This window comes from Legionella dresdenensis, from assembly GCF_042649825.1.
GTDB classification, from domain to species: Bacteria; Pseudomonadota; Gammaproteobacteria; order Legionellales; family Legionellaceae; genus Legionella_C; species Legionella_C dresdenensis.
This window is the reverse complement of record NZ_JBHSAB010000002.1, coordinates 94,225-107,136: the sequence shown is the minus strand read 5'-3', so window position 1 is coordinate 107,136 and position 12,912 is coordinate 94,225. Positions and strand designations below refer to the sequence as shown.

Sequence of the window (12,912 nt, the reverse complement as noted above, 5' to 3'; positions counted from 1 at the left end):
ATGTGCTGTAAAACCCATAGCAGGCAGTTAAGGAATTTTGTACATTTACTATTCTAATTTCCTGTGTACCTGGCTTAGCTTGACGGCCATGGGCTTTACAGCCCAACCTTCTTGAGTTATATAAATTCCGCCCTCTTCCTTCTTGTCAAATCCGCCAAATACTACTATTGTTAAAACATGCAAATCGCATATGGAGCGGCGGCAAATGGCTAAAAATATCAAGGAAATCAATGTCACTGATTACGCAGTAATTCTTAACCCCCTTCTTAACAAAGGTACAGCATTCAGCGGCGAAGAGCGATCTGAACTAAAACTGCACGGTTTATTGCCGCCAGAAGAAAGCACGATTACTCAGCAACGGGCGCGATCATACGAAGCATTTACCAACAAAAAAACCGATCTTGAAAAATATATGTATTTACGTGATCTGCAAGATTCTAATGAAACTCTTTATTACAGCCTGGTGGATGAGCACATCACCGAAATCATGCCCATCGTTTACACGCCTACTGTCGGTGAGGCCTGTCAGACATTTAGCCATATATATCGCCGTCCGCGTGGGGTTTTTATCTCTTATCCCAATAAAGACCGCATTGATGAGATCCTGGCAAATCCTCGCTTTGACAACGTTAAAGCGATTGTCGTTTCTGATGGCGAGCGCATTCTGGGATTGGGCGACCAAGGCGCGGGCGGGATGGGCATTCCCATCGGAAAACTGGCTTTATATTGCGCCTGCTCTGGCATACATCCGTCTCAAACTCTGCCCATACTGCTTGATACAGGAACCAATAATACCAATTTAATTAACGATCCGTTATATATCGGCTGGCGTCATGAACGCGTCCGCGGCCAGGATTATGATGATTTTATCGAAGCCTTTATTACGGCGGTAAAAAAACGTTTCCCCAATATATTACTGCAATGGGAAGATTTTGCTCTGCAAAATGCAACCCGGTTATTGGATAAATACCGTGACCAATTATGTACGTTTAATGATGACGTTCAGGGAACCGCAGCCATTGCCACTGGCACGCTGCTTTCAGCCGTTCAGGTTACCGGCATCCCTTTACATGAACAGAAAATTGTTATTGTTGGAGCGGGAACTGCTGGCTGCGGAATTGCCGATCTCATAGTCCATGCCATGATGGAAGACGGCATCAGCGAACAAAAAGCGCGTGACCAGATTTACATGGTTGATCGGTATGGCCTGCTGCAGGAAGGCATGACCGGTTTATTGCCGTTTCAGCAAAAACTATTAAAATCACAACAAAGCCTTGCTCATTGGGAATGCGCAGATAAAAGCAATATCAGCCTTGCCGAAGTGATTAAAAACCTTCATCCTAATGCCTTGCTCGGTGTTTCAGGACAAGCCGGATTATTTAACGAGCACTTGATTCGGGAAATGGCATCCCATGTTAAGCAACCTATTATTATGCCGTTATCAAACCCCATTACCCACAGTGAAGCCATACCAGATGATTTAATGGCCTGGACAGATAATCGCGCAGTTATCGGTACCGGAAGTCCATTTGGCAATATCACTAAAAATGGCCAGCCATTCAGAGTCGATCAAACCAATAATGTCTATATTTTCCCCGGTATGGGCCTTGGTTTAATTGCAATTCAGGCCCGACGCGTCACCGATAAAATGTTTATGGTTGCAGCAAAAGCGCTCGCCAGCTGCTCTCCTGCCCGTCACGATCCGAAAGCCAATTTGTTACCGCCGCTGACAGACGTGCGCGAAGTCTCTTACCAGGTGGCGCTTGCCGTAGCTAAAGAGGCCGTGAAATCTGGTCTGGCCGATTTCCGTAGCGATGAGCAAATTGAGCAATGTCTTAAAGAGCACATCTGGGTGCCGGAATACCCGACCTATAAATTAAAAAAATAACTCGCCAGCCAGCCTGCTCTCCGTATATTCAGAGGCCTGCACCGATTGCAGGCCTCTGCTCACTATGCCATATTAGGCGCCCGGCCTTGCCTGGCTTTCACCAGGCAGTCATCGAGCAACTGTAAATCCGTTTCACTCTGCTCTCTGCTATCAGACTCTGTCAGTATGTTATGCATCACCATGAGCGGCTCATCCTGCGGGGTTCTTCTTGGCGTCCTTGCCCGCGTTTTGCTGAAAAAACCATGCGGCGACTGCCCAACCTTGTCCTGATACCGCCGAACATAAGCATTATTCAGCTTGTCTTCACTGATTACCAACGGTAATAATGGCGCTGGTTGTGGCGCAGGTGTTGAAAAATTATAAAGAAGCTCCAACAAATCATAAAAGCCTGCGGCCAGAAGTGAATGACCATCGGCGGCCGGATGGACATCATCCCAAAACATATATCCGCTAGCAGCTGAAGTTGAATCTGGATTAATATGAAAATCAGCCGAACCTTTATAGGGTACAGTAAGCTTCGCCCGCTCAAATCCATAACGCTCCGGATTATTATAGATTTCAGTAAATAAAGTACAGACATCAAATAAATGGAATGAGCAGTGTGGGTACATAATCGTTAAATCTTCAAGCAGAGCTTGAAGTTGTTGATTAAAATACATTGACCAGCGATGAGCATTCGCCCTTTCTGTTTCACTAAGCGCCTGGTAGCGCGGCGCCAAGGATAAATCAGGCAGGTTAAACAGCACAAAATGACGGTAATCATGCTTGACCAATTGCTCCATGTTTTCTCGCCTGGCAGCAATGGCCTTATCGACTACTCTTTTTGACGGATGATCATTGACTGTGATCAGGTCATTCGCCCCTGACCATTCGATAACCAGCGTTTCCGCTTTATATTCTTTAGAAATCTTCTGGGCACGATCATAAGCGAAAAGTTGTTGCCGCATTTCTTCAAGAGTCGCAACAATTAATCGGGTAAAAAAACGGGTAACGCTCGTGCTGGGAAGCCAGCTATAATCATGCGCGGTTAAACCACCCTGGTTATAGTTTCTGACAAAATCGCGATCTTTGTATTTTACATAGAGGTTATCATCCAGTGAATAACTGAATTTCCGTAATTTTCTTATTCTCTGATCATCATTAATGACGGCATCGGCAATATCGCAACAATCTGTTAAGCCACGGGCATGGGCGTCTTCAATGATAAATTTATTAATAATCGTTGCGGCTATATGATCACTCCAGGCAAGTCCATTTGTGAACCGTCCAAGAGGCGAATATCCTCTTAATCCCGCTAGTTTATCCATCGGAATACAGCCGAGGATATAACGTTTAGCCAATGTTCCGCGATCACTTAAACTATCGCCCATAAATATAAAGCGCGAGATCTGAGGTTTCACTTAATTCTCCTTGTGAGTTATTCCCTGTCCATCACAAACATGCGTTAAGTAGAAGCGATTTTAGTTAATAGTGGTTAAGTGTTCCCCCATATAGTGTTACTCTTAATACATTGATTTAATTTTGGAAATACTGATTTTTATTAGCAAATGACATGCCATAAAGGAGCATATTGATCTTTATACAATCAAAATAAAAGTTAACTGATTGTTAATTAATGGTTATTGTTATTGGGCTAACACGGGTTAATCATGCAAAGAGCAACGATAGGGGTCTCAAGTCTGGTTTTGCCGGCAGAAACTGCCTGAAGGTTTATGATCAAATCTACTCTGGGTGCAGCCGCTTTGTGCCGGACAATTTTTTGTATTACGTGTAGGTTGGGTCGTTCCGACCCAACATTACCAATCTTCAATCACTTTTCATATCTGGAGTGCTTTATAATAAAATTTGTTGGGTCAAAACAACCCATCCTACAAAAATTGTCCGGCACAAAAGGCAGATCCGCAGGACCGGAACCCTGGTTTCAGTTTTTGGATAGGAACAATTGTTACACTTTCTTCACAAACTCTGATTTTAATTTCATTGGCCCGATACCCTCTATTTTACAATCGATATTATGATCACCGGTGACCAGTCGAATATTTTTTACTTTAGTACCGACTTTAACCACCAATGAAGAGCCTTTAACTTTCAGATCCTTGATTACAGTCACACTGTCGCCATCGTTCAATACATTACCGTGCGCATCAGTAACTATGCTGTCGTCAGAATCATTTGCAATATCGGTCATTGACCATTCATGGCCGCATTCAGGACAAACCAACATGGCGTTATCTTCGTAGGTATATGATGAGTTACATTGGGGGCATCGGGGTAAAGAAGACATAATGGACTCTCGTGTAAAATTGCAAAGTATACACTATAAAAGGGTGGTGAGTTGCATTTCGTTTTAAGGTTTATCGACCTATACTGTTATCTTAACTAAAACGGGATTGATTATGATTAATCTTACCCAAACCCTACTCGCCTTTGGCGAGGGGTTAGGTCTTGCCTTCTCGCCGTGTATCTTGCCAGTGCTGCCATTGATTTTCGCAGCATCAGCGGTTGGCGGACGATGGCGGCCGTTACAGATTATTATTGGCTTTATCTTAAGTTTTACATTCTTTTCCCTGATTTCACGGCAATTGCTGATAGCCACTGGTTTGCGGCTTGATCAGATTCAGTCTGCGGCCTATTTTTTTCTGCTGGTATTCGGCCTGGTAATGATAATCCCGCTTCTTGAAGCAAAATTTGCCGCAATGACCAACTCTATTGCTAATAAAGCGCAACAGGCGAGTAAAAATCGCTTTTCCGAGCAGACCGGAGGCGCGCTGTTAGTGGGTGCATTAATTGGGATAGTCTGGACGCCCTGCTCCGGTCCTATTCTCGCCATAGCCCTGTTACAGGTCATTCAGGCTCAAACGAACTGGCAGGCGATCGGTATTATCTTGGCATTTGGTATTGGCGCAGGCATTCCGATGCTGACCGCCGGTTATTTTGGTCGAATATTCAGTCAGCAATTGACAAAACTGACCAGGCACACCACCGCCATTCGGCGCAGCATGGGGGTCTTAATCATTATTTTCGCATTGTTTGGCCTTTCGGGTTTTAATGTCGGCGAATGGGTAGCAACTCGAAATCAGGCTACTGAACAAATTGTAAGTCAGGATAAATTACTTAATGGTTTAACCCTTTCTTACCCCGCGCCCGAGATCAGCGGAATTAGCAACTGGATTAATTCGCCGCCGCTTACTATTGAGAAGCTGAAAGGAAAGGTTGTGCTGGTTGATTTCTGGACTTATTCTTGTATCAATTGCATCCGCACCTTGCCCTATATCAAATCCTGGTATCAGAAATATAAGGACAATGGCCTGGTTGTAATTGGGGTACATTCACCTGAATTTGTGTTTGAACAAGATCTGGATAATGTAAAGCAGGCAGTAAAAAAATTTGGCATCACTTATCCTGTAGCGCTGGATAATCAGTTTGCCACCTGGCGCAATTATACCAATCACTACTGGCCGGCTCATTATCTGATAGACCGTAATGGTCAGGTTGTTTATATCCATTTTGGGGAAGGCGAGTACGATATTACTGAAAATAATATCCGTTATTTATTAAACCTCAGCCCACAAAACAATCTTAACGCAGCCGAACCGCCTATTTCGCGTGAACAAACACCTGAAACCTATCTGGGTACAGCGCGGGCGCAAAATCAATCGTCCGCGTTACTGCCTCCTTTACACCATTGGGCTTTACAAGGCTCATGGCTGGCAAAACCACAATATATTGAAGCAAAGTCTGCCGGCGCTGCGATCACTTTGCATTATCAGGCTCAAAAGGTCTTTCTGGTCATTGCCAACGGAAAGCCGACGCCCGGGAAAATAACGGTGTTGGTTAGTGGTAAAGAAAAGGAATTAACCATAACTGAAAACAGGTTGTATGAAATTGTCAGTAATTCAAACATGGTTGATGCTGATGTCACTATCAAGGCTCAATCACCGGGGATCCGTTTGTTTGCTTTTACTTTTGAGAGTAGTGCAACAAAATGAAACCCGGATTACGGTCCTATGGAGTGTACAAATCAATTAGACCCCATCATTCTAAAGTGTGCTTTTGATCCTCATGACTATCAGGCAATGAAGCTGTCTTGCTTTCAGGCATAACAAATACAGGATGAGGTATACCCCTATTTTTAAAAGTAAAATTACTGTCACTCTGCTGTTTAAGCTTAGTTATTGTATTCTTTATTCTAGTATGTATCTCAGCAAATACTGTATGGTTAGGGAGGTATTTTTCAAATAATGTATTAATCAATGAAATAGTGCGTTCAAAACTATTTTTCTCATAAACTGTCTCCAAGGTTAAAACCATTTGTTTACGAAGACTGCTATCTAATTGGATTTTATTATCAGAAATTAAAGTTAACGCATATAAATAGATTAAATTTGGTAAGTTATCTTCACTCGGCTCTTTCTCATAATGGGCTTGGGCAGTTAAGAAATTTCGATAAGCTACACGGTATTTTTGTGTTAAAAAATTACATTTCCCTAACACATAATAAACTTCAGCCAAGATTGGATTATCCGGTTTAAATAATTTTAAACCCTCCTTTATTTCAGCCATTGCTTTTTGGGGGTTATTAACAGCTAAATACGCGTTAGCCAAAGCCAATGTAATTTCAATGCTATCTTCTAGATTTTGAGCTTTTTGCAAATAAGTAATTGTTTCGTCCGGGGTAAAAAATTCTCCATCTTTACAAGCCATAATCAATAAGTTATTTACATATCGGGCTAAACCTAAGTTTTGCAATCGGTTATTGTCTTGTGGAATCACCAAATTAACTAACATAAATTTAATGACGTTGCCAACCGCTTCTATTTCGTCTGCCTCTTCAACCTCACATAAGGCTAAAAGGTCATGCTCAAAATAATTTTGCACCAGAAGATGAAGGTTAATGATTAAATCGACATAAATATTGCTGTGCCAATGAGCGCAGTCTGGATTATTAACTAATTGCGTCAAGTCATTGATATTTTCAAGCAGATCTTGCCGAGCTTCTTTAAAAGACCTTAACTTACTGTAGTAAGACGCCCGCTGATATTTAAGCTGACAATAGCCAATGGTTCCTTTTCCTGCATTTTCTAATCGCTTATTGAGATCCTCCAAAGCATTTTCCGAGTTGATTTCAAATGCTTCTTCATCATTACTTTCAGCTGTAAAATCAATCAATGTAGTATTTAAGACATTTAAATGCTTAACAATTTTTTCATGGAGGTTTTCAAATACCTTTTCAGCTGGAAAAGCGGTGGTAAAAAGAATACGGAGGAACTGCCCGGATTGTTCAGCCCCATATTGCTGGTATAAAGAATTAAATGTCAGCCTGATCTTACGAGAATATTCCCTGCTTCTTCCCTGCATAGGATTATTTTTTGTTAATGCATATAAGTAAATTAAATTAGTTAAACTTTTTTCACTAATGTTCTGCCCATAATAGTCTTGAGCAGTTAAAAAATTATGATGAGCTGCAGAGTAATTTTTTATTAAATAATTACACTTTCCTAATACATAATAAACTTCAGCCAAGGTTGAATCATCTGATTTAAATAGTTTTAAGCCCTCATTTATTTCAACGATTGCTTCTTGAGGATTTCCATCAGCTAAATATGCGTTAGCTAACGTCAAAATGACTTCCATATTATTTTGTAGCGCTTGAGCTTTTTTCAAATAAGCTATAGATTCTGCAGGTGTAAAAAACGCGTCATCCTGGCAAGCCATAACCAATAAATTACTCACCTCATTATTTATACCAAGATCGTGCAAATCCTGGTTATCTTGATTAGCTACCCCAGTAACCAGCATCGTTCTTATGATTTTTTGCGCTAACTCAACCTCATGCTCTTCATCAATATCCAGTTTTGCTAAAGCATCATGTTCAAAATAATTTTGACCCAGTAAGTGAAGATTAATAACCATATCGCTATAGATATTGCCATGCAGAGCAACAAATTCCGGATCATTAAGTAATTGCCTTAAGCCATTGATATTTTCAAGCAGATCCTGGCGAGCTTCTTTAAAAGACTCTGCTTTACTGTAGTAAACTGCCCGTTCGTATTTGCGCTGATAATATTCAATTGTTCCTTCTTGCTCATTTTCTAATAGCTGGTTGAAGTCTTCCAATGTCTTTTCTGATAGGTCTTCCATCACCACATCATCTGTATCTTCCTTATCTTCAGAATAAGAACTAATGTCATCAGAATTCTCATAATTATTGGACTCAGATTCACTATCGCTAGTAACCGTGTCATCCGGAGCTGTTAGCTCAAACAGGCTCTCTTTTTGTTTAAGCATTAGCTCGCAATTATTCTCAAGACTTTCAAATTCATCCGCTGGTAAAACTTCTTTATATAAACTTGCAAAAGTATTTTTATAAAGTTCCAGTTGTTGGGCAACAAGCTCTTTGAAATCCTCTTTTTTTATACGATTAAACTGAACAAAAGGCGCCGAAATGCTATGATTATTCTCAAATAACATAGCTCCTGAAGAAATTAAATTTTTTATAAGCTCAAGCTCCCCGTCATATGTCCCGGCACTTAGAGCTTCAATATGAGCAGTGAGTAACAGATTAAGTACTTTAAAGTGGGTATAGGTAATATTGTGAGCGTAAAAAGGGGGTTTGAAATTCTGAATGTCAAGTAATTTTATCCAGTAATCAATAGCGGCTGTATTGTCTTTTTTTTGTATATTTCTTTCTTTAAAATAAAATAATTGTCTGCTAATATCAAATATACTTTCTTCATCAAGCAGGCATGTATCATTCGCGGCATCTAGTGAAAGCAGGAGAGCCCAATATTTAACTGCAGCATCAAATTGTTTGTTGACCAAAAAATAACTCAAGTGCATACCGGGAAAAGGAGCAAAGATGTTATTTCTGGCAAAAAAACCCATTATTAATGGGATTTTTCTTAAAAATCTATGGAAATCCCCAAGCAGTAAACCACTTGAGTTTTTAGAGTTTTCACTGTAAGAATTAAAACTTAAATTAAATTGATAATATTCTTTACCATCACGTGTAACTAGCAATTTTTTTGTAACAACGAGTTCTATATTATAAACTTTCGCATCTTCACAAGAAAATATAAACTCTAATTGTGGATGACTTTCACCCTCATTATTTTTAGTTACTGAATATGAATATTGTTTATCACCTTTTTTAAAGGCCGTACTATAGTCTAATAATTTAGAATTATCTGTTTTTACAGAAATTTGAGTAAAATCTGTAGTCAGTTTTAAAAAGATAAAGTCGATGAATTCATCATCTTCAAACGAATAAACAACTCCAGGTTTACTTTCATCAAAATTATCGTAAAAACCCTCTAAATGCCCCCCCGCTTCATAAATCATGAATTTCTGAAAATTATCTTTTTCTTTTTTAAAAGATTTTTTATAGGTAGATAACGCTTCCGTTATTTTATCATAGCCTTCTGTGTGGGTATTGGGAACTGCAATCTTTCCTGTACTAAATAACACTTCTGGATAGGTATTGTACTTTTTTGCCCAGACAGAAGGTTTAGGAATGGCGCTCTCGTTATTCTCTGCCAATAGATTAATAAAATACAGCATGTCCTCAGGAGATAAAACGTTCTGTTGTAATATGTAATCGTGAATTACACCATTACCAGCCATTTTTTCCAGGTAGAGTTTTATATCAAAATCTTCGTCATTTAACGGCATACGGTTTTTTTCCTAAAAAAACTTTCATAAAAATAATACTATATTTTTGCTCTTTTTTCATCTGATTCAGTCATTTTTTGACCACTATCATCTTCAGGTTTTTGCCGCTTATGAGAAGTGGTTGTTGTAGTTGCTAAACTCTTTGGATAGAACGCTGGAGAATAAGACGGTTGCAGGTTATCAACCGCTTCCATTGCACTAACAGCAACCAGAAGTGGTACGTCTTCTGCCTCTAAGGACAGATACTTACTAAATTGCGGCCGTGAAAATTGAGCTATGCTATTAGCAAGTGGTGAAGTAGGTTGATCGCGATAAGGATTGTTTTCAAAACGGTTAAAACCATACGCCGTCATCAAAATATTGGCAACGGATGGCTTATTAGCCTGACAATTCACACAACAAGGTATCAACTCTAGTGAAACTTGTCTATTTCCAATTAATAGTCTTTCTCTTCGATTACCTTTACTAAAGGGTTTTGACATATATTCTTCTATATTTTGAATGGTAATCTTACTTTGCGCTTCATCAGGAAATGGCGCTTTCTTAACCCCATAGTCTATTTCATCGCTATAACCGTAGAATAAAGAGTTTGTAATACCCTCCACTTTCAATTCCTGACTTACAAGTCCAAATAATTTTACAAGAAAGTGAACAAAGAATTTTTCTGAGCATGGCCTCATCGTGTGTCTTACAGACTTAGCTCCGGGTATTTGCTGCCGACTTCGTTCAATAATCAGACTAATGCGGTCAGGATCCCCCTCTAACATAATAAACGTATGACCTGAGCTTGATATACTCAACCGCAGAAGAGTTTGTTCTATTAAATACTTAAATTCTTCAGTACATTTTTCATAACTGGAAATAGCCACTAAGCAATATTTATCTTCTGCTTTTCCTATTGTTATATTCACGAAAGAAATATTATTTGGACTAATTGGTTCAGCCGTTTTACCAGTCTCCAGGTATTTTTTTATGAGCGAATTCTTAATAATTTCATCAGATCCAGGATAACTTAATAGCGTTTGCATAAACTCGAAACAGTTTTGATCGCTTTCCTTACTAGAATCAAAATAATATTCGGCAGAAGATGAAAAGGCACCGAGTACGTTATAAGATTTTGACTCTAATTGATTAAGCGCTTCATCTAATTTATTAATAAAATTCTGGTATTGTAAACTTGTATCAGGATCTACTCTTACCTTCATTAATAGTGTGTCTAACAATTTTTTTTCTTTTTCTTGAAGTTTTGTCTTTTTCAGTGCTTCTGCTTGTTGTTTTCTATGCGCTTTTTTTTGCTCTTTAGTATATCCTGTTTGTGCACGAGCAAAATCTGATCTACTACGCACAGGTTTAGGCTCTGGCAATTTCTCAGCTAATGTTCGCTTAACAGGATTAAGTTTTCCGAGGTTTAAATTAGCCGTCATATTGGCTAATCCACTCATTAAAAGAGCATATTTTTCTTGTACGTTATTATTTTCAGCTGAGTTTGTTAGCCCCTCAATCGGCATGGATTCAAGTGCTGGCGACATTTCACTGATTTCTTGCTTTGGAGCATCGCTTAATTCCATAGGATTATTGCCCCCAACATCTATTCGATTTGGGCTAAGCAACGGTTCTACTGGCGGAGGAGTAGCTGATACAAATAAGCCGCTTTTAACTTCTACCTCAGTTTCGTTGGTTAAATCGCCTGGAGTTGCAGCAAGTACTGGCACTGAGGTACGGTCAGTATGTAATGTGTTAGGCATTTACAAAATCATCATTTATTAACCATTGGAGGCTCAATATAATATAGTGTATTTCTTAAGAAAACATTAAGAATGTGTATCCACAAAAATGGCTCTGTGCAAGAAGTTAATTGATCTGATACTACAAATATAGTACAATATGAAAATTATTAAGCCATTATGAATTTAATAAAACAAGTTTAAAATGCAAAAAACCCGCCATTCAACCAATACCAACTGGAAAACAGATGATACCAGGCTGAGCATAACAGAAACTGACTCGGTATATGAGATAACCGGTGGCATTGCCTTGCATGGCGAAGTTCGAATTAGCGGTTCAAAAAATGCAGCCTTGCCTCTATTAGCGGCAACATTACTAGCTGATCAGCCAATACAGTTGGATAATCTGCCTGCAATTACTGATATTAGCCTTCTGTTAAATTGTCTTAAAGCAATTGGTAAGCAATGGGTTTATATCGGAGATAATTCAGTTCAGATAACGCATAAACCGCTTCTTGAACCACACATCCCAGCTGAGTTCGCTTCCAAAATCCGTGGCTCCATTGTTTTGTTAGGGCCTCTCTTGGCACGCTGTCCCAAAGTGATTTTACCTTTACCTGGAGGTTGCGCCATTGGCAAACGGCCTGTTGATCTCCATATTATGGCCTTAAAGGCATTGGGAGCAGACATTATTGAAGAAGGCAATTATTTAATATGTACACGCCAGACTGGCAGGCTGAAGGGAAATACCATCCACTTTAAAGAAAAAACCGTAACAGGCACTGAAAATGCAATCATGGCCGCATCCCTGGCTGATGGGGAAACTTGTATTCAAAATGCTGCCCGAGAACCAGAAGTTGTTGCCTTAGCTGATTTTTTAAACCAACTCGGCGCCAATATTAAGGGAGCAGGAACCGATGCGATTACAATCATTGGGGTAGAAAAACTAAATGGTTGCAGCCAATACCCGATTATCCCGGATCGGATTGAAGCAGGCACTTTTTTAATCGCTGCTGCCATAACTCAGGGATGCATCACTATCAAAGATGTAAATCCCCAACATCTGACAACCATACTTAAGCTGCTGCTGGAAGCAGGCGCCGAGATCCAATGTGGTACTGATTCCATTAAGATAAACATGCAACATGTAAAAAGTGCAGCATTCAATATTGTTACCCAACCCTTCCCGGGCTTCCCTACCGACTTGCAATCACTATGCCTAAGTTTGGCTACTATTGCCGATGGGCAATCCGTCTTATGTGAAACGCTGTTTGAGAGCAGATTCCAAATCGTTGAGGAATTACTGAAAATGGGAGCAAAAATTACGATAGAGGAAAATACCGCGCGCATTACGGGAGTTCAACAATTAAAAGCAGCTAGGGTCAAAGCAACGGATTTACGCTCAGGCGCAGCCTTGGTGTGTGCAGGATTGGCAGCCCAGGGAACCACCCAAATCAGCGGCATTCATTTGATAGAACGGGGCTACGAGGATTTAATCCGTAAATTAACAGCGCTCGGCGCACAGATTCAACGCATTGACCTGCCCCATTGCCCGCGATTTTTCACCCCAATCCAGAATAACAATACAACGAACAACGCAACTAACCATTTAACATCACAAATGTAGCT

The 12,912-nt window shown here is 40.0% G+C and carries 7 protein-coding genes; 3 read left to right on the top strand and 4 right to left on the bottom strand.

The features are described from left to right. The first annotated feature begins 205 nt into the window (after positions 1-205). On the top strand, positions 206-1,888 hold the full coding sequence (locus tag ACFORL_RS03190) for an NAD-dependent malic enzyme (protein WP_382341036.1): 1,683 nt from the start codon (positions 206-208) through the stop codon (positions 1,886-1,888). Between the two features lie 62 nt (positions 1,889-1,950). Here the strand turns inward: ACFORL_RS03190 and ACFORL_RS03185 are convergent, their stop codons facing one another. Together ACFORL_RS03185 and ACFORL_RS03180 are read right to left on the bottom strand one after the other, a co-directional pair. Then, the gene (locus tag ACFORL_RS03185) at positions 1,951-3,288 is read right to left on the bottom strand and encodes an SGNH/GDSL hydrolase family protein (RefSeq protein ID WP_382341034.1); all 1,338 of its coding nucleotides are present in this window, start codon (positions 3,286-3,288) and stop codon (positions 1,951-1,953) included. 545 nt (positions 3,289-3,833) lie between these two features. Next, complete coding sequence (locus ACFORL_RS03180) at positions 3,834-4,172, bottom strand: zinc ribbon domain-containing protein YjdM (RefSeq protein WP_382341033.1); 339 nt, start codon at positions 4,170-4,172, stop codon at positions 3,834-3,836. Positions 4,173-4,284: 112 nt separating this feature from the next. On the opposite strand from ACFORL_RS03180, the gene ACFORL_RS03175 reads away from it, so the two are divergent. Beyond that, positions 4,285-5,877: a cytochrome c biogenesis protein DipZ gene (locus ACFORL_RS03175; protein WP_382341031.1), complete on the top strand. Its 1,593-nt coding sequence runs from the start codon at positions 4,285-4,287 to the stop codon at positions 5,875-5,877. Between the two features lie 46 nt (positions 5,878-5,923). On the opposite strand, the gene ACFORL_RS03170 is transcribed toward ACFORL_RS03175, so the two are convergent. Both ACFORL_RS03170 and ACFORL_RS03165 read right to left on the bottom strand, forming a co-directional pair. After that, positions 5,924-9,559, bottom strand: a complete 3,636-nt coding sequence (locus ACFORL_RS03170; RefSeq protein WP_382341029.1) for a hypothetical protein — start codon at positions 9,557-9,559, stop codon at positions 5,924-5,926. Between the two features lie 38 nt (positions 9,560-9,597). Continuing rightward, on the bottom strand, positions 9,598-11,304 hold the full coding sequence (locus ACFORL_RS03165; RefSeq protein ID WP_382341027.1) for a hypothetical protein: 1,707 nt from the start codon (positions 11,302-11,304) through the stop codon (positions 9,598-9,600). Between the two features lie 184 nt (positions 11,305-11,488). On the opposite strand from ACFORL_RS03165, the gene murA reads away from it, so the two are divergent. Next, complete coding sequence (murA, locus tag ACFORL_RS03160) at positions 11,489-12,910, top strand: UDP-N-acetylglucosamine 1-carboxyvinyltransferase (protein ID WP_382341025.1); 1,422 nt, start codon at positions 11,489-11,491, stop codon at positions 12,908-12,910. Positions 12,911-12,912 lie beyond the last annotated feature (2 nt).

Coding starts and splice junctions, on each gene's coding strand:
- ACFORL_RS03170 (WP_382341029.1), bottom strand. CDS start 9,559: ATGCCGTTAAATGACGAAGATTTTGATATAAAACTCTACCTGGAAAAA.
- murA (WP_382341025.1), top strand. CDS start 11,489: ATGCAAAAAACCCGCCATTCAACCAATACCAACTGGAAAACAGATGAT.
- ACFORL_RS03165 (WP_382341027.1), bottom strand. CDS start 11,304: ATGCCTAACACATTACATACTGACCGTACCTCAGTGCCAGTACTTGCT.
- ACFORL_RS03190 (WP_382341036.1), top strand. CDS start 206: ATGGCTAAAAATATCAAGGAAATCAATGTCACTGATTACGCAGTAATT.
- ACFORL_RS03180 (WP_382341033.1), bottom strand. CDS start 4,172: ATGTCTTCTTTACCCCGATGCCCCCAATGTAACTCATCATATACCTAC.
- ACFORL_RS03175 (WP_382341031.1), top strand. CDS start 4,285: ATGATTAATCTTACCCAAACCCTACTCGCCTTTGGCGAGGGGTTAGGT.